General features: G+C 43.7%; 24 protein-coding genes, 1 tRNA gene and 1 pseudogene. 11 read left to right on the top strand and 15 right to left on the bottom strand.

The genetic code is table 11. The features are described from left to right. Window positions 1–5: 5 nt before the first annotated feature. Together KNQ02_RS04555 and KNQ02_RS04550 are read right to left on the bottom strand one after the other, a co-directional pair. A pseudogene (locus KNQ02_RS04555) lies at window positions 6–111 on the bottom strand (helix-turn-helix domain-containing protein); the annotation flags it as partial. 175 nt (window positions 112–286) lie between these two features. Then, window positions 287–357: transfer RNA gene (locus tag KNQ02_RS04550), tRNA-Thr, on the bottom strand. A 444-nt stretch (window positions 358–801) separates the two neighbouring features. Between KNQ02_RS04550 and KNQ02_RS04545 the strand changes: the two genes are divergently transcribed. Both KNQ02_RS04545 and putP read left to right on the top strand, forming a co-directional pair. Then, window positions 802–1,971, top strand: coding sequence for a MalY/PatB family protein (locus tag KNQ02_RS04545; RefSeq protein WP_088837272.1), 1,170 nt, complete (start codon window positions 802–804; stop codon window positions 1,969–1,971). 332 nt (window positions 1,972–2,303) lie between these two features. Further along, window positions 2,304–3,776, top strand: coding sequence for a sodium/proline symporter PutP (gene putP / locus KNQ02_RS04540; RefSeq protein WP_088837273.1), 1,473 nt, complete (start codon window positions 2,304–2,306; stop codon window positions 3,774–3,776). Window positions 3,777–3,845: 69 nt separating this feature from the next. Here the strand turns inward: putP and KNQ02_RS04535 are convergent, their stop codons facing one another. From KNQ02_RS04535 to KNQ02_RS04525, 3 genes are all read right to left on the bottom strand, one after another. Then, window positions 3,846–4,643 carry a class I SAM-dependent methyltransferase gene (locus KNQ02_RS04535; protein WP_214807360.1) on the bottom strand — a complete coding sequence of 266 codons (798 nt, stop codon included), beginning with the start codon at window positions 4,641–4,643 and terminating at the stop codon, window positions 3,846–3,848. 88 nt (window positions 4,644–4,731) lie between these two features. Next, window positions 4,732–5,904: an IS200/IS605 family element RNA-guided endonuclease TnpB gene (gene tnpB, locus KNQ02_RS04530; protein ID WP_214807359.1), complete on the bottom strand. Its 1,173-nt coding sequence runs from the start codon at window positions 5,902–5,904 to the stop codon at window positions 4,732–4,734. A gap of 143 nt (window positions 5,905–6,047) precedes the next feature. Beyond that, a complete protein-coding gene (locus tag KNQ02_RS04525; protein WP_029330516.1) occupies window positions 6,048–6,362 on the bottom strand; it encodes a hypothetical protein in 315 nt (104 codons plus the stop codon). Between the two features lie 212 nt (window positions 6,363–6,574). Here KNQ02_RS04525 and KNQ02_RS04520 point away from each other — a divergent pair, with 212 nt between their 5' ends. The 3 genes from KNQ02_RS04520 (at window position 6,575) to KNQ02_RS04510 (ending at window position 8,294) form a co-directional block, all read left to right on the top strand. Beyond that, window positions 6,575–7,057 (top strand): GNAT family N-acetyltransferase, encoded by a 483-nt coding sequence (locus KNQ02_RS04520; protein ID WP_088837276.1) that lies wholly within the window; start codon window positions 6,575–6,577, stop codon window positions 7,055–7,057. A 92-nt stretch (window positions 7,058–7,149) separates the two neighbouring features. Beyond that, window positions 7,150–7,848, top strand: a complete 699-nt coding sequence (locus KNQ02_RS04515) for a queuosine precursor transporter (protein WP_088837277.1) — start codon at window positions 7,150–7,152, stop codon at window positions 7,846–7,848. Between the two features lie 89 nt (window positions 7,849–7,937). Further along, window positions 7,938–8,294, top strand: a complete 357-nt coding sequence (locus KNQ02_RS04510) for a PilZ domain-containing protein (RefSeq protein WP_088837278.1) — start codon at window positions 7,938–7,940, stop codon at window positions 8,292–8,294. Between the two features lie 45 nt (window positions 8,295–8,339). Here the strand turns inward: KNQ02_RS04510 and KNQ02_RS04505 are convergent, their stop codons facing one another. Next, the gene (locus KNQ02_RS04505; RefSeq protein WP_214807357.1) at window positions 8,340–10,007 is read right to left on the bottom strand and encodes a glycoside hydrolase family 13 protein; all 1,668 of its coding nucleotides are present in this window, start codon (window positions 10,005–10,007) and stop codon (window positions 8,340–8,342) included. A gap of 217 nt (window positions 10,008–10,224) precedes the next feature. On the opposite strand from KNQ02_RS04505, the gene KNQ02_RS04500 reads away from it, so the two are divergent. From KNQ02_RS04500 to KNQ02_RS04490, 3 genes are read left to right on the top strand one after another with little or no spacing between them, the layout of a single operon-like run. Beyond that, on the top strand, window positions 10,225–10,839 hold the full coding sequence (locus KNQ02_RS04500; RefSeq protein WP_088837280.1) for a hypothetical protein: 615 nt from the start codon (window positions 10,225–10,227) through the stop codon (window positions 10,837–10,839). 47 nt (window positions 10,840–10,886) lie between these two features. Further along, the gene (locus KNQ02_RS04495) at window positions 10,887–11,681 is read left to right on the top strand and encodes a thymidylate synthase (RefSeq protein ID WP_088837281.1); all 795 of its coding nucleotides are present in this window, start codon (window positions 10,887–10,889) and stop codon (window positions 11,679–11,681) included. Next, a complete protein-coding gene (locus KNQ02_RS04490; RefSeq protein WP_088837282.1) occupies window positions 11,678–12,154 on the top strand; it encodes a dihydrofolate reductase in 477 nt (158 codons plus the stop codon). The genes KNQ02_RS04495 and KNQ02_RS04490 overlap by 4 nt, the downstream gene beginning before the upstream one ends. Window positions 12,155–12,324: 170 nt before the next feature. Here KNQ02_RS04490 and KNQ02_RS04485 read toward each other — a convergent pair whose 3' ends face one another. Together KNQ02_RS04485 and KNQ02_RS04480 are read right to left on the bottom strand one after the other, a co-directional pair. Beyond that, complete coding sequence (locus tag KNQ02_RS04485) at window positions 12,325–14,601, bottom strand: alpha-galactosidase (protein ID WP_214765088.1); 2,277 nt, start codon at window positions 14,599–14,601, stop codon at window positions 12,325–12,327. Between the two features lie 21 nt (window positions 14,602–14,622). After that, window positions 14,623–15,822: an MFS transporter gene (locus tag KNQ02_RS04480; protein WP_088837284.1), complete on the bottom strand. Its 1,200-nt coding sequence runs from the start codon at window positions 15,820–15,822 to the stop codon at window positions 14,623–14,625. A gap of 270 nt (window positions 15,823–16,092) precedes the next feature. On the opposite strand from KNQ02_RS04480, the gene KNQ02_RS04475 reads away from it, so the two are divergent. Continuing rightward, window positions 16,093–16,956 carry an AraC family transcriptional regulator gene (locus KNQ02_RS04475; RefSeq protein ID WP_214765090.1) on the top strand — a complete coding sequence of 288 codons (864 nt, stop codon included), beginning with the start codon at window positions 16,093–16,095 and terminating at the stop codon, window positions 16,954–16,956. 68 nt (window positions 16,957–17,024) lie between these two features. Here the strand turns inward: KNQ02_RS04475 and KNQ02_RS04470 are convergent, their stop codons facing one another. From KNQ02_RS04470 to fumC, 3 genes are all read right to left on the bottom strand, one after another. Continuing rightward, window positions 17,025–17,243, bottom strand: a complete 219-nt coding sequence (locus KNQ02_RS04470; protein WP_088837286.1) for a hypothetical protein — start codon at window positions 17,241–17,243, stop codon at window positions 17,025–17,027. 297 nt (window positions 17,244–17,540) lie between these two features. Beyond that, window positions 17,541–19,061, bottom strand: a complete 1,521-nt coding sequence (locus KNQ02_RS04465) for a GGDEF domain-containing protein (protein WP_088837287.1) — start codon at window positions 19,059–19,061, stop codon at window positions 17,541–17,543. An 83-nt stretch (window positions 19,062–19,144) separates the two neighbouring features. After that, window positions 19,145–20,539: a class II fumarate hydratase gene (gene fumC, locus KNQ02_RS04460; RefSeq protein ID WP_214807354.1), complete on the bottom strand. Its 1,395-nt coding sequence runs from the start codon at window positions 20,537–20,539 to the stop codon at window positions 19,145–19,147. A 119-nt stretch (window positions 20,540–20,658) separates the two neighbouring features. On the opposite strand from fumC, the gene KNQ02_RS04455 reads away from it, so the two are divergent. Further along, the gene (locus KNQ02_RS04455; RefSeq protein ID WP_214765092.1) at window positions 20,659–21,951 is read left to right on the top strand and encodes a hemolysin family protein; all 1,293 of its coding nucleotides are present in this window, start codon (window positions 20,659–20,661) and stop codon (window positions 21,949–21,951) included. Window positions 21,952–22,008: 57 nt separating this feature from the next. On the opposite strand, the gene KNQ02_RS04450 is transcribed toward KNQ02_RS04455, so the two are convergent. The 3 genes from KNQ02_RS04450 to KNQ02_RS04440 are packed head-to-tail and all read right to left on the bottom strand — an operon-like array spanning window position 22,009 to window position 24,559. Further along, window positions 22,009–22,404: a ribonuclease HI family protein gene (locus tag KNQ02_RS04450; protein WP_029330538.1), complete on the bottom strand. Its 396-nt coding sequence runs from the start codon at window positions 22,402–22,404 to the stop codon at window positions 22,009–22,011. Then, on the bottom strand, window positions 22,397–23,356 hold the full coding sequence (locus KNQ02_RS04445) for a CobW family GTP-binding protein (RefSeq protein WP_214765094.1): 960 nt from the start codon (window positions 23,354–23,356) through the stop codon (window positions 22,397–22,399). The genes KNQ02_RS04450 and KNQ02_RS04445 overlap by 8 nt, the downstream gene beginning before the upstream one ends. Before the next feature lie 12 nt (window positions 23,357–23,368). Next, window positions 23,369–24,559, bottom strand: a complete 1,191-nt coding sequence (locus KNQ02_RS04440) for an HD domain-containing protein (RefSeq protein WP_214765095.1) — start codon at window positions 24,557–24,559, stop codon at window positions 23,369–23,371. A 144-nt stretch (window positions 24,560–24,703) separates the two neighbouring features. On the opposite strand from KNQ02_RS04440, the gene KNQ02_RS04435 reads away from it, so the two are divergent. Then, complete coding sequence (locus tag KNQ02_RS04435) at window positions 24,704–25,189, top strand: hypothetical protein (protein WP_088837292.1); 486 nt, start codon at window positions 24,704–24,706, stop codon at window positions 25,187–25,189. Window positions 25,190–25,439: 250 nt separating this feature from the next. Here the strand turns inward: KNQ02_RS04435 and KNQ02_RS04430 are convergent, their stop codons facing one another. Beyond that, window positions 25,440–26,015: a deoxycytidylate deaminase gene (locus tag KNQ02_RS04430; RefSeq protein ID WP_088837293.1), complete on the bottom strand. Its 576-nt coding sequence runs from the start codon at window positions 26,013–26,015 to the stop codon at window positions 25,440–25,442. Window positions 26,016–26,050 lie beyond the last annotated feature (35 nt).

Here is a 26,050-nt window from a genome sequence, read left to right as displayed (position 1 = left end):
GCTTAGAAGTGGTTGAAGACGAAACGCGAACAACCAATGGTCTTCGCGATCAGGAATCTCCTACTCTTTTGTCGAATATATTCTGAATTTGTAGGCCTTGTGTGTCAACATGATGTTCACCTTCTTGCAAAGCATATACCCGAAAGAGAGGTTGGCGATTCATCTCCCACTTTCACTAGGGCTTCACCCGTATCGTTTAGAAGTGGGCGTATTCTCGCCTAATTTGATAAAAAAAAGTCCCCCGTCCAAGTTAATTTTACTTGTTACGGAAGACTTATTTATTCGATGCTTCCGGCGAGAATCGAACTCGCACTGCAGCATTACCATTGCTGAGGTCTGCCATTAACCTACGGAAGCGTACATATTTCTGATATCAGTATAGCTTAGATGAAATATTTCTTCAATAAAAAAACTGACAGACGTTGCCAAGTCTGCCAATTTAGAAGAGTTATTTACTTATAATACGGTTTTTGTTAGCGAATTATCGAACACGATAAGAACTGAGTAATGTTCGTCTGCTTTTGATGCAACGAATGTAGAAAACTTAAGTGTAATGATTGAATTTGAACCGACTCCGTTTTCTTCGAAGAAATGATTCATTCGTTCTTCTAACTCCTCAGGCGTACGTCCTACCAATACTTTTGAATGCAACATCTTATTCACCCCGTCTATTTTTTGTGTACGATTATGGTTTTTCCCAAAAGCGTACACTCTAAAACCTACAATTTTTCAACTTGCTGAATTTCAATCCGTTCGCTAAGGTGAAGACATGAATCATATTTTACGAAGGAGTCGAGGCATATGAAAGATTACATGTTTGATGAAATCATTGATAAAAAAATGACGGGTTCGGTCAAATGGGACGGCTTAAAAGATTTATATGGAGCAGAAGAATTAATTCCGATGTGGGTCGCCGATATGGATATCCGACCAGCGGATTCAATCGTCGGGGCATTAACAAAACGGATTGCACACGGTCATTTCGGCTATTCCCTATTCGAAGATCGAGCCAAACAAGCCATTCAAAACTGGTTTTTGAAACGTTATGATCAACAGATTGAACAATCATCGCTCCTTTATTCGAGTGGCGTCGTCCCTGCTCTAGCACACAGTCTCCTGGCACTGACCGATGAGCATGATGAGGTCATCATTCAAACTCCTGTTTATCCCCCGTTTCACCAAATCATTCAATCGAACAATCGAACGCTCATTGAAAATCCGCTCCGCTTGATTGCAGGACGTTATGAAATTGATTTCTTGAGTCTTGAAGCACAGATGAAAACTGCGAAAATGATGATTTTATGCAGTCCCCATAATCCAACTGGTCGGGTGTTTAATCGGAGTGAACTTGAAACGATTGTTGATTTGGCCAAGAAATATGACGTTTATCTTCTGTCCGATGAAATCCATGCTGATTTGATTTTTTCCGGTAACAAACACCATCCGATTTCAGCATTTTCATATGAGAAGGCAATTCTCGTCAGTGCACCTTCAAAAACATTCAACATTCCAGGACTTTATGCTTCTTATCTAGTTGTTCCGAACGAAACCATTCGTTTGGAAATCGAACGTGTCCAGCAAGCAAACTTTGTTCATCCGAACGCGCTTGCCTCAACGGCAATCATCGCTGCCTATGAGGATAAAGCGAGCGAACAATGGCTTGACCAACTTCTCTTATATTTAGAGCAAAATCGTGACCATGCTCTCAGACGAATCGAAACGGAGATGCCGTTACTATCTGTCGTCAAACCTGATGCAACCTTTTTACTTTGGATTGATTTTGAGCGCCTCGGATTGACCGAAGACGATCGTGCGACTTGGCTCGTTGAACGAGCATCCCTCGCCTTAACCCATGGAAAAGCATTCGGAACGAACGGCGTGACATTCGAACGTTTAAACTTCGGATGCCCGCGGCGCCAACTAGACGAAGCACTCGACCGGCTGCATGACGCATACCTCAGCTTGATGTAAATGATTTTTCTCTAAACAGATTAGCACATGCTAGTCTGTTTTTTAATTTTTCACATTTTACACTAATTTCACAAATACTGAAATACGTTCATCTGATTTAATCATTACAATAAAGTGACGAAAATCAGAAAATTAGAACTTTAGCAGGGACGAAAAGTGTCCCAACCCCTTGATAGACTAGGCTTGAAGCCATTTTCCGCCTGTTTGCAAGGACTTGCAATGTAGTTTTGGCACCTGTAAGGTTGGGAACAAATAAGTCATCGATGTTCACTTTTTAACTTTTTTATCCCGAACAGACGACGACAACTACATGCATGGGAGGATTTATTTTTATGTCGCAAGAATGGATTTCAATTGGCCTGTATCTATTTATGATGCTTGCCATCGGTTACATCGCGTATAAACGAACGACAAACACGGAAGACTACATGTTAGGCGGTCGTAACTTAGGACCGGGCGTAACAGCACTATCTGCTGGTGCTTCTGACATGAGTGGTTGGATGTTGATGGGACTTCCTGGTGCCATGTATGCTACCGGCGTTTCAGCACTTTGGCTTGCATTAGGATTACTGATTGGTTGTTACATCAACTATATCGTCCTCGCTCCACGCTTTCGTCTCTATACGGAAATGGCAAACGATTCAATTACGATTCCAGACTTCTTGGAGAATCGTTTTAAAGATACATCACGTATCTTACGGACGGTCTCTGCGATCGTCATCATCGTCTTCTTTACGTTCTATACTTCAGCCGGTATTGTATCGGGTGGTAAATTGTTCGAAAGTTCATTTGGCTTTGATTATCATTATGGTATGCTCTTGACGATCGCGGTCGTTGTCGCCTATACACTCTTTGGCGGTTTTCTCGCAGTCAGTTGGACCGACTTCGTCCAGGGTTGTATCATGTTCGTCGCCCTCATTCTCGTACCAATCGTCGCATTGACGGATGTTGGTGGTGTCGACGGCGCATTCAACTATGCGGACAACTTAGATCCTACACTATTTGATCCGTTCAAAGGAACGACTGTCCTCGGAATCATCGGATTCCTCGCTTGGGGACTTGGTTACTTCGGTCAACCCCACATCATCGTCCGCTTTATGGCAATTCGTTCTGTTAAGGACTTGAAAAAAGCCCGTCGTATCGGGATTGGTTGGATGTTCTTCTCAATTTTAGGTGCGATGTTGACAGGTCTTGTCGGGATTGCCTACTTTGAAGGACAAGGTAATGCACTCGGTGACCCAGAAACGGTCTTTATTCGTTTCGCTGATGTCTTGTTCCACCCGTATATCACTGGCTTCTTGATGGCAGCCATCTTGGCAGCAATCATGTCGACAATTTCTTCTCAGCTGCTCGTTACATCAAGTGCGCTGACGGAAGACTTCTATAAGACGTTCTTGCATAAAGAAGCGTCAGACAAACAACTTGTTTTAATCGGTCGTGGTGCAGTTTTAGCCATCGCAGTGATCGGAACATTCCTTGCCTGGAACCCTTCAGCGACGATTCTTTCACTTGTCGGTTACGCATGGGCTGGTTTCGGTTCTGCATTCGGACCAATCATCTTGCTTTCACTTTACTGGAAACGGATGACGAAACAAGGGGCACTTGCCGGAATTATCTCTGGTGCCGTCACAGTTATTCTATGGGTCCAACTCAACTTTAGCGATACGCTTTATGAGATGGTTCCAGGATTCTTTACAAGTCTTCTCTTTACAGTCGTCGTCAGCCTTCTTACGAAACAACCTGTTGACTCTGTACAAGACAAGTTTGATGATATGGAAGAAGAATTAAAAGAAGTCACACAATAAACACTAAAAAAATCTCCATCCTGTTCAGTCGTCGACTGATGAGGGTGGAGATTTTTTCGTCGTACTAGATTACGTCAATTCAATCACACCGTAATGAAGTTTCGATGATTTCCGTTTAATACGCTCAAAAGCAAATTGATTAAACAACTCACTCTCAAAATGGGCTTTTAAGACGATTCGTCTCTTTGCGACTCGTTTTGCTTCCTCGATTGCCTCAATCGATAATACTTCATAGTCAGCAAGGGTGCGCAGGCCGTTCAAATGCGTCGACTCCGTCACTGTCTTTTCAAACATTGGATCAAAATAGATGACATCAAATGAATCCGAGGGCAAGGTCTTTAAATAACGGATGTGTTGTTCGTTCAGCACCTCGATCCGGCGCATGGCATCATTGATCGGCTCATAGCCTTCTTGCCAAGCAATCAGTCCTTCACGAACGATGAGTGCCGTTTCTGCTTTACTCTCTAACGCTACGACTTGACCACTTGAGCCGACAGCATGGCTCATGACGATTGCATCCGCTCCTAATCCTAGCGTGCAATCAAGAACGGTCATTCCCGGCTTAAGCTTGGCGATTGCAATTAATGGATCATGACCCGATGCATCAAATTGTTTTATCCGAAAGACCGCACTAGACGGATGAAAGAAAAACGAGGCTTCTTCATCTAACGGATAATATTCCAACCGTTGCTTGTCAACGACTAAAAGGGGTAAGCGGTGGGTTTGTTGTAACGACTGAATGCTGTGCTTTTTACGTTCGACAACCTGAAAGTCTAGCGCTCCCTCTTGCATCAACTGATGTAAGCGTGTTTCGACGGCAACGGTCGGTCTTAAACATGTTGTCAACAACACCTGTTCTTTCTTCACTTGATTCACTCCCTTGAACTACCTCCACCTACGCTTCGCTTAGAGGTGTAGGATTCCTCAGTTATCCGACCTGACGGTCGAAACCTGATCAGGCTAACCCCGTCGTCCCGACGGTTGAAGAAGCTAAGAGGCGTTCAGCTTCTTGTTTAAGATTCAATCCTGCGTTCACATCGCGGTCGTGGTGGATGCCGCAACTCGGGCATGTCCATTCACGCAAGCCAAGATGTTTCACGTCTTTGTGTTGATGTCCGCAACTGGAACACAGTTGACTAGAGGCGAAGGTCTTGCCGACTTTCACGACGGTCTTTCCGTACCATGCCGCCTTGTATCCGAGCATGCGGAAGAACTCCGACCAACTGACCTCGGAGATGGACTTGCTCAACTTGCGATTCTTCTGCATGTTCTTCACCTGCAAGGTCTCGATGCCGATGACGTCGTGGTTTTTGACGATCTCGGTCGATACCTTGTGCAGGAAATCGGTTCGCTTGTTCGCGATATTTTCGTGGATGCGGGCGACCTTCCGCTTCTGCTTCTGATAGTTCTTCGCCTCGGAAAGTTTCACTTTCTTCTCCAAGGTCAACCGTTGACGACGAGAGAGCTTGCGTTGCTCGCGCGCTAGCTTCTTCTCAAGCGAGTGGAAGTAACGGTCACTCTTGTACACCGTGCCGTCCGACAAGATGGCGAAGTGCTTCAACCCGACATCGACGCCGACGGATGAGCCCGTCTTTGGCATTTCGTTGCTCTCCTGCTCGACGAGCAGGGAGACGAAGTATTTTCCTGAAGCGTTCCGCCGGATGGTCGCGTTCAAGATGCGTCCGACGACCTGCCTCGAGTTAGCGAAGCGCACCCACTTCAGCTTTGGAATTTTGATTTTTGCGCCAACGATCGAGACTTTTGGAAGTTGAGACTTGCCTTGAATGTTCGTCTTGTACGATTGAACGGGGTTACGCTTTGACTTGAAGCGAGGTCGTTCGTTCTGTTTCTTGAAGAAGCGATCAAAGGCATCAGCAAGATGTTTGACGCTCGTTTGCACAGACGTGCTATCGACTTCCTTCAGCCAGTCGAACGCATGCTTCAACGACGGGAGTTCTTTCGAACAAGAACCGTAGGACAGTCCCTTCCCTGTCGCTTTATACGTCTCATCCGACTTCGCTAAGAAGTGGTTGAAGAAGAAGCGCGAACAACCGATCGTATTCGCAATCAGGATTTCCTGCTCTTTTGTCGGGTAGATTCTGAATGTGTAGGCCTTGTGAGTCAACATGACGTTCACCTCCCTACAACGGATATACCTGAAAGAGAGGGTGGCGATTCATCTCCCACCTTCATTCGATCTTCACCCTGATCGTTTAGAAGTGGGCGTATTCTCGCCTAATTTAGAAAAAAAATAAGCTAGCCCAGGCCAGCTTATTTTTTTTTCTTCAATAACCCTTCGATATCTTCGATGAGTGCTTTTTTAGAAATCAAATCTTCCTGTTTTTCTTGCTCGACTTTTGCGTCGACTGTCGTCCGTTGCAATAATGCCTGCAACGTCTCATCGATACTTGATTTCAAATGATCCCGATCTTCTTTATTTAACGCAACATCATGTCGTACATCATCACCTTGCTCATCCAACTGACGTAAGCGTTCTGTCAATTGTTTTGCCTCACGATTCAAATCAGCATACAATCGTTCGATTTGCTCGAGGCGTAATTTAATACCATCTCGTTCAGTGAACATTTTTCCATCTCCTTCCAATACATATATGTCTACATCATTACTTTACCATATTCAACGTCAAATGATACAACGACATTCCGTTTACAGGTGCTTCCGAATACTTTTTTAAAGATGTCCCTCCTCCCTTCCCATCGGCTATCTTTTGCTTTTTCGTTCTTTTACTCGCTATAATGAACATGCACAGGTAATTGCTATCAGAGGAGGATAACGTCATGGATTTAAAACGTCGAACACTACGACATGTAGACCAAGTGGAATTCGAACATTTCGTAAAATATGGCGAGCCGGCCTACGGACTGACGAAACAAGAGATTCGAGGCTACGATCAGGAACTCGGGACCACTCGTGCCTTTGATTCACTCGAACACAGTTACCCAGAGGATTTCTATTTTGACATTATCGTCGAAGACCAAGTCGTCGGTCGTGTCTTGTTATTAAAAATGGGTCATTACTTCCAGCTCGATTTGATGATTTTTGATTCATACAGCGGGAAAGGTTATGGAACAAAGGCTGTTCAGTCCGCTTTGCATACATCGAACGTCCTTGAAGTATACGAAGTACGTGCTCGCGTCTTACCGACATCACCTCATGAACAGATTGCACGGAAAATTTTCCTTTCCAATGACTTTCAGGAATCAGACGGGTACTTCGTCAAAGGCCGTCGAAAACGTTATTCGCTTCAACGTCCCGATTGACCACCGACGCTCTCGAGCGTCTTTTTTTTGACATATTTTAAAATTACGCGTAAAATTTTGCTCTGTATGACCTAGAAAGGAGCACATTATTTATGAATGAATGGTTATGGTTCCCCTCGATTATCTTAACGATGGGATTGTTATTACTTAGTTATCGTTTTTTTGGTAGAACGGGATTGATGGTCTGGATTGCGATCGCGACAATCATCGCCAATATCCAAGTAACACAACAAGTCGATATCTACTCGTACATTTTCACATTAGGAAATGTCGTGTATGGAAGTTGTTATCTTGCCACGGACATCTTGAATGAAAAATACGGAAAAAAAGTTGCGCGTCAAGGTGTTTTCTTAGGATTCTTCTCTTTGATTGCTACGACCATCCTCATGCAATACAGTCTCCTTTACTCACCTCTAAATGATGCTTTCGCGAAGGACATGTCTTCATCGATGAACTTATTATTCGGTTTATTACCTTGGATTGCACTCGGTAGTCTTTCTGCTTATTTGGTCTCACAACTATTTGATGTCTTCATGTATTCGAAGATTCGTCAAAAGACGGGTGAAAAAAATTTATGGCTCCGAACAACTGGTTCAACAGTCATCAGCCAATTGCTCGATACGTTAACGTTTTGCGCGATTGCTTTTCACAGTCTCCCGTTTGATATTTGGTGGCAAATCTTTTTGACGACGTATGTTGCGAAGTTCGTCATCGCATGGCTCGCGACACCATTTATGTATATCGCGAAACGGATGAACCCGCCTGCTGATTCGACGGATCTCGCAGCCTGACATCAAAAAATCCAATGACTTCATTCATCAAATCGAGGATGGAAGATTTCATTGAATTAACGGATAATGGGAAGTGGGAGGTGGGATGATTGAAAATCAAACGGAATGAACCTTTTCGCTATACCTTTAAAGAACCGATCACAGGTGAGTTTTACCTCGTTAAAGACGGACGCCGCACACCAGCTGGATTGATGCACATCCATAATATTTCTCCAAGTGGTATCGCCATCACGACCCCACTCAAGTTACCTTTACAGAAAACGACAACAATCATCGTCGAGTTTTCGTTGCTTGCCAACACGGAACCTTTAAAAATTGAAGGGCAACTGTTACACGAAAAATGGATTGGAACGGAGCGGTTATACGGACTACATCTACACACGACTAAACAAGACCGTGAATCGATTGTTCAAGCCGTCAAACATATCGCTAAAAATGAACGTTAAGTGTGATGAAACAGCCCCTTTCTCAATGAGAAAAGGGCTGTTTTTTTATTCCGTTCGATAGACAACCGCTTCATATGGACGCAAAACGACTTCTTGATCTGTATTCGTCGGGGCAGTGGCATAGTTTCCAATTATGATATCCGTGGTATCGTGTTCGACCTCGACTGTTGTCTCCTCTTCTGCAAACGAACAGTACACGTACCACGTTTCTCCTTCATAAGTCCGCGAATACGCATAGATATCATTAGCCGTTTCGAGCAACGCATACTTCCCGTAGACGACCAAATCGTGTTCATGACGCAATTGAATCAGCTTCTTATAGTAATAAAAAATCGAATTCGGATCTTCTAACGCCCGTTCGATATTAATTTCACGATAATTTGGATTGACTTTCAACCACGGTGTTCCTGTCGTAAAGCCTCCATGCTGCTCTGCATTCCACTGGATTGGTGTCCGTGCATTATCGCGTCCTTTTCGATGGACTGCCTGCAGTAATGCTTCAGGATTTGCTCCTTGGGCCATCCGTTCCTTCCACATGTTCCGAATCTCGATGTCTTCATACTCTTCAATTGTCTCGAAGGCGACATTGGTCATCCCGATTTCTTCTCCTTGATAGATGTACGGTGTTCCTTTTAACAAGTGTAACAACGTCGCGAGCATCTTCGCCGACTCGACCCAGTACGTCGTATCATTTCCGAAGCGACTGACGACACGCGGTTGATCATGATTGTTCCAATAGAGTGAGTTCCAGCCTTTGTCGTGTAACGCGACTTGCCATTTCGTGAAATTGTCCTTTAATTTTTGTAAGTCGAACGGTAAGACGTCCCACTTTCCACCTGGACCTGAATCTAAATCCATGTGTTCAAACGTAAAGACCATGTTGACCTCGTCACGCGCTGGATCCGTATATAAAATCGCATCTTCCGTCGTCGCCCCTGGCATTTCCCCGACGGTCAGGACATCATAGTTCCCGAACGACGCATCGTTCATCTCTTTTAAGTATTCATGAATCCGCGGACCATTGATGTAGTGTTGTCCCCCGTCGCCATATAATGCCCCCGGTGCAACATCCGCATCCGGCAGGCCTGGAGTTTTCGAAATCAAGTTGATGACATCCATTCGGAACCCATCGATTCCACGGTCTAACCAGCGCGTAATCATCGCATAAATTTCATGACGCAATTGTTCATTTTCCCAGTTCAGATCCGGTTGTTTCTTCGAGAAGAGGTGTAAGTAATATTCATTCGTCGCTTCATCTAACTCCCACGCTGGGCCGGAGAAGATTGAGCCCCAATTGTTCGGCAATGTACCATCGTCATTCGCTGCCCGCCAAATATAATAGTCCCGATACGGATTGTCTTTACTTTTTCGTGATTCTGCGAACCAAGCGTGCTCATCTGAAGAATGATTGACGACTAAATCCATGACGATTTTAATTCCCCGTGCGTGCGCTTGATCAAGCAATTGATCAAAATCATTCATCGTCCCGAACTCATTCATGATCGCTTCATAATCCCGAATATCATATCCATTGTCATCATTCGGCGAATCATAGACCGGGCTCAACCAGATGACGTCAATCCCGAGTAATTTTAAGTAATCCAGTTTTTCAATGATTCCGACGAGGTCCCCGATTCCATCCCCATTCGAATCATTAAAGCTACGCGGATAAATTTGATAGACAACACTATCATGCCACCATTTTTGTTCCATACTTTGTCATCACTCCTCCATGATTGCTTTAGGCAAACGCTTGCACATTTCGGTTAAGCGCTTCCAACGACTTCATCGCCATCGTACCATGTCATTTTGACTTAAAACAAGTGAATTCCAATATTTTAAACAGTACCTTTACATCCGTTTCCACAGACTTTTGATGTTTAAAGTATACTGATTGAGGAAAATAATTTGAGAAGGGAGGCGTTTCATCGTGTATCGTCGCTATTTTTTATTTTTAATTTGGATTGTTGCCATCGTCTTTATTTTATCCTTCGGAAACAATCGTGTTTTTCCGGACGGTTTTTTATTTTCTTTTCTTCGGTTTGATCAAAGTCAATTTGACACGTCAGCCCTGAGCCTGTTTACACTGCTAGGCATTTATCCGCTTGCATTCTTTATGATGTTCTTAGACGAAAAACGATTTTTAAAACCTTCACCGATGTTAGCAAGTATCGGCGCCTTCGTCCTCGGATCGTTCGTTTTGATGCCTTACCTCGCACTCGCCATTCCGCGACAGACATTTCTTCCGTTTCGTCGGCGCACTTGGATATTGATTGCCGTTCCTCTGTTAGCTGTCCTTTCAGCGTGCATCATCTGGATTGCGTTAGCCCGTTCCGATTGGTCGATTTTCTTGCTTTACTTCATGACGAATCAGTTCGTCCGAACGATGGCCGTCGACCTCGTGATGTTTTATATTTTACAAATTTTTATGTTATACCGCATTCGCTCACGCGATGAAAAAAAGTTGATGTGGCGCGATTTCCTCCCGCTATTCGGACTATTCAGCTATCTCTTTCGCCGTCATGTCTCTAGCTCATCTTCCTGATTTCAGATACAATAAGGGAACAGAGAGTTAGAGGGGGAGTTTTGCAAATGAAACAATATCACGACCTATGCCATGAAATTCTGACGAACGGGACAAAAAAAGAAGATCGGACGGGAACCGGGACGACGAGCATCTTCGGTCATCAAATGCGGTTCCCGCTTAAGGACGGATTTCCGATGGTCACGACGAAGAAATTACATATGAAATCAATCATCCATGAATTGATTTGGTTCATTTCTGGGAACACGAACATTGCTTACCTACAAGAAAACGGAGTTCGAATTTGGAATGAGTGGGCAGACGAAGACGGGAATCTAGGTCCGGTTTACGGAGCACAATGGCGTTCCTTTCCTAAGCCAGACGGAACGACAGTTGATCAACTCGCAAATGTCATCGAGCAAATCAAAACAAATCCAGATTCTCGCCGCCTCATCGTCAGTGCCTGGAATCCGGGACAAGTAGACGAGATGGCATTACCGCCGTGCCACCTCTTGTTTCAATTCTACGTCGCCGACGGCAAACTTTCTTGTCAGCTCTACCAGCGTTCGGCAGACGTCTTTTTGGGAGTACCGTTTAATATCGCCTCATACGCCTTATTGACACATATGGTCGCACATGTCTGTAAACTCGAAGTCGGGGATTTTGTCCATACGTTAGGAGATGCACATATCTACTCCAATCACATGGATCAAGTTAATCTTCAATTGAGTCGGACGCCCAAACCACTCCCACGGCTCCGTTTCGCCCGCGAAGTGACTCGTATAGAGGACTTCCGTTTCGAAGATATCATCATCGAAGGGTATGATCCTGATCCACACATTAAAGGAGTCGTCGCCGTATGATTTCACATATCGTCGCCTATACGAAAAATCGTGTCATCGGTCGTGATAATGAGATGCCTTGGCATCTTCCAGCTGACCTCGCTCATTTTAAACGCGTGACACTTGGCAAACCGATCATCATGGGGCGAAAGACTTTTGAATCAATCGGACGTCCGTTACCCGGGCGACAAAATATCGTCGTTACGCGAGATGAACAGTTTCAAGCAGACGGTGTTACGATTTGGTACAATCTCGATTCACTCTCTGCCATAATTAATTCAGAAGAAGAAGTCTTTTTGATCGGGGGCGGCGAACTGTTCCGCCAAACCTTGCCAGTTGCAAAACGTCTCTACGTGACCGAAATTGAAGCCGAGATCGACGGGGATGTTTTTTATCCCTCCATCCCTTCGCACTTCACTTTATTAGAAGAAGCATTTTATCCGGCTAACAAAGAAAATACATTTGCATTCTCGATAAAATGCTTTGAACAATAACATTAAAAGATGACCCCTTTTACTACATAGCAGGGGTCATCTTTTTGTATCGTTTAAGAACGCTTCCACATATGAAATTGGAAGGGAAGCACGAAATCAAAGGTCCCTCGTTCAAGAGATTTTTGATTAATCCTTCGATGTCGACTGAGAGTCTTCCTTTACTTTATTTATTAATTTACCACTTTTGTAAAACTCGTCTTTTCCAGATAGTTTTGTTCGATTCGCACAGCAACCAAGTGATACAGAATTGAACTAAAGTCTCCTTGCTGGCTTTTTTGCTGCAAGTCAGCTCCCGTGTAAGGTTCTGGTAAGCTCAGACCGATGTACATAAGCTCATCACCAGAATATACGTTTCCATTCACCCTGTAATTTTTCTCTGGATCAAGCCCGCTCAACTTTAACCGTTTCAAACGTGGATTAGGACGCGCTAATACCTGATAGTGAGCAATAAGGGCCTCTTCTTTATTTCCAGAGATGACGGACCATGCTGTCTCGTTGCCATCTCCGTCAAAAGGACTGACTAATCTTTTAAAGATGCCCGTGTGCAATAACTTACGATGCTTCTTAAAAAAATGAATTTGTTGCTTGATTTCTTCCTGCTCTTCGAAGGACAGTCTAGTGATGTCCAATTCATATCCGAATGTACCAAAGAACGCTACGTTTGCACGAGTGGCAAGACTCGTATGACGGTGGACTTGATGATTCGGTACAGCCGATACATGTGCTCCTATAGAACTGAGCGGATAAACAATTGACGTTCCATATTGAATTTTTAATCGTTCGACTGCATCCGTATCATCACTGGCCCAAGCTTGTGGTGCATAATACAACATACCAGGATCAAATCTGGCCCCCCCGCTTGCACACGATTCAAATAAAATAGCTGGAAACGCTTCGATTAATCGTTCGTAAAGTGCATAAACCCCTAAAATATATCGGTGTGCGACTTCCTGCTGTCGTTCATACGGTAACGTAGCAGAACCAATTTCAGTCATATACCGGTTCATATCCCATTTGACGTAAGATATGTCGGCACTTCCTAATATAGTAGTCATTTGTTCAAAGAGATGATCTACAACCTCTTCGCGGGAAAAATCAAGTACATATTGATGACGCCCATGTGAATGATGATAGCCAGGTACTTCGATAATCCAGTCCGGATGTTCCTGGAATAGTCGGCTTTTTTTTGACACCATTTCCGGTTCAAACCATAAACCAAATGACAGTCCAGTCTGTCTGATCCGGTTGACAAGGTGTGGCATTCCATTTGGAAGTTTCTTTTCATTGATATACCAATCACCAAGAGATGTTGTGTCATCTTCTCTTTGACCGAACCATCCGTCATCGAGAACAAACAATTCAACACCTAGTTTCTGTGCAGTTTGTGCAATCGTAACAATTTTATCTTCATCAAAGTCAAAATAAGTTGCTTCCCAATTATTAATCAAGGTTGGTCGTTCACGATCACGCCAAACACCTCTCGCTAATCGTGTCCGGTATAAACGATGGTAAGTTTCACTCATCTCGTTGATACCTTGATTCGAGTATACTAAAATGACTTCCGGCGTTTCGAATTGTTCCGTGGCATCAAGTATCCATTTAAAATCAAATGGATGAATCCCAAGCTGGACACGGGTCGTATTAAAATGATCAACTTCGATTTGCCCTAAGAAATTTCCACTATAGATTAGGCTGAATCCGAATACTTCACCAGAATGCTCTGTCGTACCGGGACGTTTCAAGGCCAAAAATGGATTGTGTTGACTGCTACTTGTTCCTCGCGTACTTGAGATACTCTGTATCCCAGGACGTAAATGATGTTGCTCTAAATGTCGTTCACGCGCCCACGCACCTGATAGCTGTAGCAGTTCATAATTGGCATCGTCTAAATCAACTGACATGCTGAGTGCACGTGTTAATTCAAGTCGTCCCTGTCCCGTATTACAATACTTAACTTGACGGGATAATGCATTTGTCTGTTCAAAAACACTGTATGACAAAATAGTCTCAAGACCGGATTGTTCATCACGTAACGTTATTTTTAAGGTTGTTGCCTCTGTTTCATCTTCTACATAAGTAGCAGGAAGACCATCAAGTTTCGATTTCCCTTTAAAAAGATCATGTGATACGTATATTAACTCACTTATTCGATGCCCTGTTTCATGTACGACTTGGAATGCAGGTTCGCGATAATCCGTCGTACCGTAACTCGGAAATTCCTGTTGTGTCGTTTCTAACGAAAAAGCAAGGTCACCCTCTGTGACACATGAAAGGGTTGCTCGTGGTACTTGGCGCATAAGATGTGAAAAATTCTTTTGATGCCTGATTTTTCTTCCATAATATAAATGACCAAGCTGACCATTCGGTAAAACGTGAAGAATATAGCTAAAATCCTTACCTTGAATATGAAATTGTGGTGTAGGTGAACTATTGTAATAAATCGCCATAGAAAATTCCTCCTTTCTCTTTTAAGAAGCTTCTTCCTGATTACGTTTCACTTCTTTGACTTGATCCTTGATGAAGAATGTACAGAGTACAACCCCTATCAAGAAGAACAGCGGTAAGTTAAAACCAGCACGAACACCGACAAATTCCATCATATATCCAACGAGCCAAGTTGAAAACATCGCACCTAGACCTGCTGCCGTATATAAAAACCCAAGTGCTGACCCCGCATTTTTAAATAGCGATGTAGCGAGCGCAATTGCCGTCGGGAAAATGACTGAAAAAAATGCACCTGACACACCATATAATATGGCAATCGAATCTGGACCGAATTTAGCGAAGCTAAATGTCAAAATAGCAAGAGATGCAAAAACGAAAATCACTCGTTTTTCACCGTATCGATCGACGATGATTCCCCCCAGTAAACGTCCTATTGTAAAAACAGCGAAGAAAATTGAAAGATACAACGCACCTTTTGAACGGGCTTCTTCCAGTTGAATTCCTTCAAGATAGGCTGGAAGCCAACTGGCAAATCCCGCTTCCGCCCCAACGTATAGTGTTAGTAACAACATCAATAAAACGAACTGACGATTTTTTAACATCCCAAAAAATTGTTTTAAATCAAGGGCTTCCTTTTCAACAGTTTGCTTAGGCATTGGCGCCTTCAGTGTATAGAATGCAAAGAGGATTAAAGTAACCCCGAGTACGATATAGATTGTACGCCAAGATACAGCAACGCCAAATAGATAGTTCAAAAGGAGCGGAGCAATGAATGCACCAATTCCGTATACTCCCATCATGACGTTAAACATTAAGCCTTGTTTTTGTGGAAAAATGGGTGGAACAATTGCATTTGAACCAATCGTCATCGTTCCAAGCCCTATCCCGACGATCGCATAAAACAAAGCAAATATTGCAAAATTGTTTGAAAATCCTGTACCAGTCAAACCGATTATCATAATGATCGTTCCACCTGCCATCATGAACCGGATACCGCGTTTATCTGATATGTATCCTCCAAATAAACTTGATAAGAAAAATCCCGTATAGTAAATTCCCATCATTATTCCAATGTCGTTATAACCAAACCCTAAATCCTCTTGGGCACGCGGGAGTATTACTCCTTTTGAATAATTAATTGCTCCAAGCGTAAACATAACAAAGAACATAATGATCAGCGCAGCTACCTTTTTAGGTGTGTCAAAGTGTTGTTTCCATTCCATTACAATAGACCCCGTTTCCTTTAAATGATGTATGAAGTACTGAATTCGTTATAATTAGTTTATTTTTTTGTAAGCGTTATCACAAGAAGCTATTTCTTCTTCATTTTACGTCTTATTGTGCTCTTTTTTTAAATTTAGAGCGTTTTCTATGTTATTTTATGCTATATTTACGAAATAAATATTTGAAATGATTATTTTTAAATATTTTTAGTTTTATTTAATCATTTTATGCTTTTTAATTAGCTAATTTATGCTATCAGGAGAAATGATATGACAAATGAGATTGAATATGGTTCTTATGCTTTTCGTTTTCCGGAATTCGTAAATGATATTGTTCAAATCTGGTCGGTTGGAAAAGATCATCAAACATCCTCTCTCTATCAGTGGAATGGATTAGAGCGTCGCGATAAAGGAAGTCTGATTTTTCAATATACACTTTCCGGCACAGGTCAATTACGTATAGATGGAAAAAATTATAGACTTGACCCCGGACATGGCTTCATTGTTTCTGTTCCAAGTGATTTTGAATATGGTGTCATTGAGGGAGAGCCTGATTGGACGTTCATCTATATTACATTACAAGGTGAAATTGCTAACCTTTGCTTCACTAAGCTACGAAAACGATTCGGTCCTGTCGTCCGCTTTCATCCGGAATCTGAACCGATTAAACGATTAACCACTATTTATGATGCAGCAGCAAGTGATACGATTTCAGATGGATTTCAAGCTTCGGCTCTTGGTTATACTTTTTTGATGGCACTCGAAACATTTCTTGCTAATCCAACCGACATGCTAACCGACACACCGCCCTCTATCGCTCGTTCTTTAGTTTACGCCCATGAACATTATGCAGATTCGTTGGGTATTGAGGACTTAGCGACGGTCGCTCGGTTATCACGTCACCATTTCTCGCGCTTGTTCAAAAAGACTGTCGGTATGACGCCAAACCATTACATTACTCGGCTTCGTGTCGAACGAGCTGCTGCCCTCTTAACAGAGACGTCTAAAACAATTGATCAAATCGCTAAAGAAATAGGTTATCCAAATTCAAATTACTTCAATAAAGTATTCCGAAAAGAAAGTAGTTATTCACCAAGTGAATTTCGTAAAAAGAAAGCACAATTATCTTTTTAGCCACACTGCAAATAAGGAAATTCCTTTTAGACGTAATCTAAAAGGAATTTCCTTATTTTTTAATACTTTTACCGTAAGATTAACTGTCCTTGCGGATATGTAATGGTTACTGTTTTTCCAAAAACAACTCGATTTTCAAGAATATCCTTTGCAACGCGAATCGCAAATAAAGTCCGTTCCAATTCATCGTCCGGTTTATTCTGAGCTTTAATCAATTCTATCAATTGATGTTCCTTCGTAAGAAGCGTTTGATACATATCTTCAGCAACTGCTTTAAATTGTGTCATTATGAACCTCCCTAAACCGTCTGCCTGTCGCAACAGTGATGGTGCTATGATAAGTCGATGACTTGAGTCGGCCTTAAAATTTCACCCTGACCAGCTAAATTTAACATATCATATCTATGCTTAATTGAATCGGAAAATAACGAATAGGATAACATTGATTTATTATAATTTACTTAGTCCGTACTGAAATAGATATCTTCTCCAATCAAGTGCTATGAAGCATTCGAGGATATGCAAGACTTCCGGGAAATATCGTAATCATCAACTTATAGTGCGCAAACCATCACATCGAAAGAATCATGATAACCGAAGCACCCATTGCCGAATCTGTTCTTCGATTTGATTCGATTCGAGGGGAAGTAGACAGTAATCGACGACCCCCCGTTGTAATGCTTCTCCAAGCAGCGTACTTTCCTCCATGACAGTAACAATCGTTTCAATCGTATGTTCGCGTTCGTGTTTCCATTGATCGAGCAGACGGAAATCCGCTTCCGCAATCATCGATAACGGAACAAAGTTAAGTTGCATTACAGCCTCTGCCGGATCCTCGTATGGTAACACACGGAAATGATATTTTGGATGCTCCGGTACGTCAAGCTGACTCAAGTTCTGCAAAGGCATTCCGTCAATTTTTATCAAGCCTTCAATCTTTTCTTTTTCCGTTGCGACCGAGTACGCCACGACACGGTTCCGTCCTTTTCGTTTAGCTTGATAAAGTGCTTCATCTGCTTCGGATGTCATCTCTTCAAGGTCGAACGATGGTTGAGAGACAAGCGTTACACCGATTGAAACGGTGACCTTTAGACCGTTAGGAAATGTATGCCGTTCGATTCGTTCCCGAACTTTCCCCATCGTTACACAGGCAGCTTCCACATGCTCTGTACTAAAGAGCAACATGAATTCCTCTCCACCAAATCGAATCATTTCATCCTCTTGGCGAATTGCTTGTTTCGTTAAAGATGCAAGCTCAGATAGCACGAGATCCCCTGTCGGATGTCCGTGTAAATCGTTAATCCGCTTAAAATGATCGAGATCAAAGATTGCCAGTGCAAATAATTGACCGTCACGCGCAAGGCGTGACACACGCCGTTGAAAAGCATTCTGTAAGTATTTACGATTGAACGCCCCGGTCAGTTCATCAACAAGAATCGTAGATGAGACAATTCGCAGCTTATGTAGTAGCCGTTTCAACCGGATTTGTCGTTCGATGAGCGTCACCGTTTCATCCCAGTAATCATCTGCTCCGAGCTGGTAACAATATTGACGCGTCTGTTGATTTTCCTCTCCGATAATAATCAAAGGGGTGAACGTCGCCTCTAATTTTTTGATTAACTTATCTAGCTGTACCTTTTTTGAAGCCCGGACAAGTTCATAGTCAATCAACAATGCATCCGTCGGTAAATCGTAACCGACCTCAAGCATATCTTCGACTGATCCAAAAAAACGGGTCATGTAACGTTCGTTTTCTAACGCCTTTTTCCACTGGACATTATCAAGAAACCGTTTCGTGATTGAGACGATTAATTCTTTTCGGACCATTTTTTTACGACCATATGCAGATAAATAGTCGATGACAGGTCGTAATTGAAGTTTTACCACCTCATGACCAATCGTCTTTTCTTCTGAAGGAAGTTCTTGTTCAAGCCGCGTCGCTTGTCGCGCAAAGAACTCCATGCTTTCTTGTTGACCGAGCCGCTCAAGCCAACTGGCGAACACTAGTAATTCCGCTGTCGGGACGGATTCCATCCGCAATAAACGTTCTACCATCAGAATCGTCTGATTGATTTGTTTCTCCAACTGCATTTGTTTATTTCTCAAAACATCCTCCCCCTCTTTCTCTACAACCGAAGCAGTGTTGCTTCGAGTGAAGAGAAAGCGAGGGAGGCACCCTCACTTTCAAATTAAGCCTTTAAATTCGGACTAATCATATCGGCTGGAACAATCCAGGAGTCATATTGTTCTTCTGTCAATAATCCTGTCGCCAATGCCGCTTCTTTTAACGTCGTTCCATTCTTATGTGCAGCTTTTGCAATCTTCGCTGCATTTTCATACCCGATGTGTGGATTTAAGGCTGTGACGAGCATGAGCGAGCGCTCTACATTTTCATCGATGACTGCTCGCTCCGGCTCGATACCAACTGCGCAGTGGTCGTTGAATGAATGGAGCGCGTCCGTCAACAGACGAACGGACTGAATGAAATTATACATAATGACCGGTTTGAAGACATTCAGCTCAAAGTTTCCCTGGCTCGCAGCAAATCCAATCGTCGCATCATTTCCAAGCACTTGTGCCGCGACCATCGTCAACGCTTCACTCTGTGTCGGATTGACTTTCCCTGGCATGATTGAACTACCCGGCTCATTTTCAGGAATCGTGATTTCACCAATTCCTGCTCGTGGACCTGACGCGAGCCAGCGGACATCATTGGCGATTTTCATCGCGTCCATCGCAAGCGCTTTAATGGCACCATGCGCGAAGACAAGCTGATCATGGCTCGTCAAGGCATGAAATTTGTTCTCAGCGCTGACGAATGCTTTTCCTGTCTCTTGACTCATTTTTTCAGCAGCCCGGTCCCCGAACTCTGGGTGCGCATTGATCCCTGTCCCGACAGCCGTTCCTCCAATCGCGAGTTCCGTCAATGGATCAAGCGTCAACGTAATCATTTTTTTCGATAAATCGAGCATTCGGACCCAGCCGCTGATTTCCTGACCGAGTGTAATCGGTGTCGCGTCTTGTAAATGTGTCCGTCCAATCTTGACGATGTCAGAAAATGCCTTCGCTTTTTCGTCAAGCGTCGCATGAATGGCTTCAATCGCCGGGAACAAGTCATCAATGACGACCGTTTTGGCTGCGATGTGCATGGCCGTCGGATATGTATCATTTGAACTTTGTGATTTATTGACGTCATCATTCGGATGAATCGTCAAGTCGCTGCCACGTTCTTGTAACTTACGTGTCCCAACGCGTGCAATCACTTCGTTGACGTTCATGTTCGATTGTGTGCCGGACCCCGTCTGCCACACGACCAGTGGAAACTCCTCATCGAATTGCCCCGCGATGATCTCGTCACAAACTTCTGCAATCACGTCTGCCTTTTCACGGTCGAGTACACCGAGGTCTCGATTGGCTAACGCTGCGCCTTTTTTTAAGACGGCAAAGGCACGAATAATTTCGATTGGCATCTTTTCTGTACCGATTTTAAAGTTCTCTAAACTCCGTTGTGTTTGTGCGCCCCATTCCTTTGAACCCAAAACACGAATTTCCCCCATCGTGTCTCGCTCTAAACGATATTCCATTGTTGTTTCCCCCTTTTTTTCATCTTACACCTTATCAGTTTAACGGAAAAAACGTTGAATGGGAATGATAGAGCGTTGTTTGGGGAATAGTTTGTTAATCGAAAAGGAGTGAATGCAGTATGTGGTTTATCAATCTGACGATTGTCTTACTTTTAATCGTCGCAAACGGGATTTTTGCAATGACCGAACTTGCGCTGTTGTCTTCAAAACGCCAGAAACTGCAACAGTATGCGGATGAAGGAAAAAAATCAGCCCAAATTGCACTTGATTTTTTAGATCGTCCGACGGATTTACTATCGACGGTCCAAGTCGGCATCACTTTGATTGGAATCGTCAACGGCGCGTTCGGCGGCGCTGCTTTATCGCAACCTGTCATCCGCTGGCTCGGTCAATTTTCTTGGCTTGAAGCCTATGCCAGTACGCTCGGATATATTTTCGTCGTCACAATCATCACGTATATTTCACTTGTCATCGGTGAATTAGTCCCGAAACGGATTGCTCTCGTCAGTCCGGAACGTGTCACGATGTGGCTCGCCCAACCGATGCGTTTTTTTTCAACACTCCTTCGTCCGTTCATCTACATTTTGAGTAAGTCGACGAGTGGCATTTTCCGATTGATTGGCCTCGATCGTCTCGAAAGCGAAGATGAGACAGAAGATGAAGTGAAACAGTTGTTGATTCGTGGTGCTCAGGAAGGAATCTTTGCAGATTCGGAAGCCGAACAAGTCTCTCGTGTCTTTGCGTTCCACGATCAATACGCCTATGAATTAATGGAACCCCGGACCGTCACGGAGTGGATTGATTTAAACGATTCACCTGAACAAATCTTAAATGATTTACGTCGGGCGAAGCACCGGAATTTGCCCGTCGGACACGATGATTTGGATCATTTTGTGGGCTATATCGATGCGAAAGAAGTCTTAGCATCCGATACTCCCGCCTTGACGATTGAACGCTACATCCAGACACCGCTTATTGTCCCTCGACAGCTTAAAGCAACAGACTTACTCGAGCGGATGCGGAAAGAAACCGTCTCGATTGCCTTTGTCCTCGATGAATACGGTGGTTTTTTAGGAATGATAACATTATTTGATATATTGGAAGCCTTCGTCGGAGAAATTTCAACGATCGAGGAAGAACCAGAGCTGATCATGCGAAGTGATGGCTCCTATTTAGCAGACGGATTGTTGCATATCGATGATTTGAAACGAACGCTCGGTTTGACGACACCACTCCCGGGTGAAGTCCAGAATGCGTATCATACGGTAGCTGGACTGATTTTATATACACTCGGCGAATTTCCACAGCGTGGCAGTCACGTCATGATCGCCGATTATCGTTTTGAAGTCGTTGATTTGGATGGACGTCGCATCGATCAAGTCTTAATCGAAAAAGCCGCTCCTGATTTGTAATATCAGAAAAACGACCTGATTGCACCGAGTTACTCGGACAAACAGGTCGTTTTTAAATTAAAACTCATTTAATGCTTCACGTGCCACACGGTCCGCTTTATTTTCAGACCGCGGAATCCACTTGACGAATGCCAGTGGTAATTGTGAATACCGTTCGAATGCCGGATCAAAATAAACTTGAATGCGCTTGTTCTTGGCAAACTCGCGTTCGACCGCTAACGAAACTGCTTCCGAGTCCGTCCGGAACGAAAAGACACTTTCTCCTGCGTTCAATAACTCTTCCGCTAATTCGACCGCTCGTGCAAACGCCTGGAATTCCGCTTCATGATTGTTGACCGCGGTAATCCGAAACGTTCGTTCGATGACTTCTCCTGCGGAATTCTTACAGAAGATTCCTACCGTCGCGTCATCATTCGATGGCCGAACAGCCCCATCAAAATACATTTCAACCATGTTCAATCGCCGCCTTTACACCTTTTCGGATTGCTTGTTCATCTAAATTTTTTCCGATGAAAACTAGCGTCGTTTGTTTCTCTTGCTCGAACATTCCACGTACTGCTGTTCCGTAAATCATTCCGGTGCCTTGAAGAATCGTCTTTTGATCCGTATCCGCGAAATGAATGATTCCTTTATAGCGGTATAAATCTTCCGCATAGGCTTCGAGTACTTCACGCAAAACGGCACCGAAACGATTCCGATTCAACGGCTGCACTTCCGTAATCGTCAATGCCGTGAACGAATCTGCCGCTCGTTCGAAGCGATCATCTTGTTGTAATAAACGTTCTTCTTCCGCTTTTGGAAAATGGAACGTTTCAAATAAATTTGCTACCTCGACACGTGACTCGACTGTCGGAATGATATGTGCCGTCGGATTCAAGACTTCGAGCCGGGCGATGATGTCGGTTCGTGCAGCATCCGGTACCAAATCCACTTTATTCAGTAACAAAACATCGGCAAAGCCAATTTGTCTGACATTCTCTTCAAACGTCAATTCTCGTTCGAGATGGTACGCGTCGACGACCGTGATGACGCTCGAGAGTTGATATTGTTGTTCAATTGCCGGTTCAAAGTAGAATGTTTGGAGGATTGGGCCCGGATCAGCAATTCCTGTCGTTTCAATCAATAAACGATTGAATACCATCTCACCTGAGCGTCGTTTTTTAGCAATCCGTAATAACGCCTCTCGTAAATCGCCACGAATCGAACAGCAGATGCATCCATTCGTCAATTCAATCATCTCTTCGTCACTTCGTTCAATCAAAGCTTCATCGATATGGACTGATCCTACCTCATTGACGAGCAGCGCCACCTTTTCGGTCGGATGGGAGACAATATGATTCAACAGTGTCGTTTTTCCCGCTCCTAAAAAACCCGTAATCAATGTCGTTTTAATTCGTTCTTGCATAACTTTCACTCCTTACAGCAGTTGTGCCGTTCGCCATTTCTCTTTTCGTGCGTCGAGTAAATCAATCGCATGCAAATACCAGGATTCCGTTGTTTGTGGCGTGACACTTGAACCCCATTCTTTTTTTCCATGATGCGATAAGATGAGATGCATCATCCGATGATGCATGTCTAACGGAATCCGGAGTGCCTCGTCACGCAACGCGCGTTCGAACACAAAACAGCCGTATGGCATATGTCCGACTAGACTTCCAAGCGGATCAATCGCAATACCGGATAACGTTTCCTCTGCCGCATCGACTTGCAGTAAGTCCGTGAAGCGACTTGGTGTTGCGCCGAGATGATTATACTCCCAAATCTTTCCGATGTCATGCAACAAGACACCTAACAAGAGTTCATCCTGATTCGGTTCTTGATCGAGAAGCGTAATCGACCGTGCCGCCTGATAAAGAGAATCGAAGCTGTCGTCCCAGGCAAATTGACGTGTCGCTCGCTCAGGAGCTTGAAATAAATCGTTTTTATGATCAGCTTCTGCTTCTTGAATACACTTGAGTAACGTCAAATAAGGTCGCTCCGATTGACAGATTCCTGCCGCGATCGTCATCATACAAGCAGTGTGCTTCATCAACCCACCAATATAGGCATGGTGATGGAACAATGCCGCTGGTCTCGTCGAAAAATCATCCCAATACAAGTTTAGACAACGCAGGGCAATCTGGCGGTAAGGTTGTTGCATTTGCTCGACTAGGCCAATCAATTGATCCCGGTAATCGCTCGCAGACTCTTCCATCGGCATCTGAGGTAACAATGTCGTTCCAGCGACATCATGGACGGCCTTGACGCGTTGAACAGTCAACGACTTATTGCCTGAGTCGACGGGATATTCCTCGACCTTGGCAGTAACGTGGACGATCCGCGTCTCTAGATAAGGACGCATCGCCTCTTCCGCCGTTCCTTGATTCAACCATTGTTTTCCTTTACAAGAACCACTCGATGAATTGAATGTAAACTGTAACCATTCACGCCCTGTCTGACTCGTTCTGATTTCCGCAGAAGCGACTAAAAGTGTCTCTTCGATTTGTTCTCCCGGAACGTGACGTTCAATCAAAAAGCCGCCTGACGCATTTGATACGTCAACCACAAATTCATCCCCAAGGTAAGGTGGCATCTGTTGCTCTGGAATTGCTTTAAATAAGCGAATCATTTCCGAATCACTCCTCTCATCTCTATTGTCCATCATATCAAAGTCGCTCACCACCTGTACAAAACAAAAGAATGATTGTAAGCGTTTACTTAATCAGCTATGATGAATGCATATGTACAATACTTCCAATTAAGGAGGACTTTCATGATGCTTCGCTCACTCTCTTCAAGTTATGATGTCGTGATGCGCACAGCGCGAGATACAGTCGATCCAGCAACACGTGCTCAACTGAGGCAGGCCGTCGTCGCCTATGGCATAACGGCTAAAGATGAATCACCTTTACAGGCTTTAATCGAACAGGAGCTCCACTTATGTTGTATTCAAGTACAGCATGCCGGACTCGACGTTCAATCCGACCTCGTCAAGTTACTCGTCTTGTCCGCTTTCAGTAGTGATGCGGGATTTAGCACCGCAGAACTGAACAGTATGACACCAAATGCAATCAAAAGACAATTGTCTTCATACGATGCCATCTTCGCGCGTCTCATCCAAAAACTTTTTCTCCATCAGACACAAGTCGATATCATTTGCCAACGGCTACAACGTGTTCTGTGTGGTGCAGCAGCACAAAAGTGTTCGATTCGGGCACGTCGACTACAAGAGTCAACCCGCGTCACCTACTCTCATTAAAAAAGTCCTGACTCGAGTGAGTCAGGACTTTTTTTCAACGACCTGGCATTCCAGCTCCTTGAAAGGTGTATATTATGAAAATGCGGCATTCCGCTTCGTCATATTCTATAATCATCATCACAGATATTGGAGGTTCTGTCAATTGATTTTCAAAAAAAGTGGGTTGATCTCGTTAGAAATCAACCCGAATGGAAGAGTGAATAATTACCATGGCAATGCTTGATTTCATCATACAATGCAATGGAAGCGTTTACAAGCCTTTATCTAAAATTTTCTCAAGAAAATATTGTTCTGTTAATGGCAAATGTACGACTTCAATCCCGCTTTGGCGCATCAAGTTTAATCCATCGCCGTATTCATAACCCGTCGTATAGACGACGCGATCAATTTTTGAAGCGATTAAAGCTAAACTACATGCGTGACACGGACTATGCGTGACATAAGCCGTCGCATGACGCGCACTCGTCGAATCCGCAGCAAGTTTTCCTAACGCATTAATCTCCGCATGAATTTCATGTTGCTTTGACCATTCATGATGTTCTTGTTGGTTATTACAACGATAAAAAACTTCGCCATTATGTATAGTAGTATCAGATTCCAACACATTTTCATTGATTGATTTATAGAAAACCCCGTGTTGCTTTAAAAAAATTTCGTTGCAGTTCACATGCTGACTCGGTGTTCCATTGATTCCAATCGAAATTGGCTTTTCATCCTTGACGATGACGCATGCGACAGACTTCGAGGCACATTTCGAATGACGTTCTGCCATCATCTGGGCAAACAGTAACCAGGTCGTATCCCATTTCTCTTGTTTCGGATCCATAACGTTCACTCCTTAAACAATACGAAGGAACACGT

Origin of the sequence: Exiguobacterium sp. s102 (assembly GCF_018618635.1) — a bacterium.
GTDB lineage: Bacteria > Bacillota > Bacilli > Exiguobacteriales > Exiguobacteriaceae > Exiguobacterium_A > Exiguobacterium_A oxidotolerans.
This window is presented reverse-complemented; position numbering and strand designations above follow the sequence as displayed.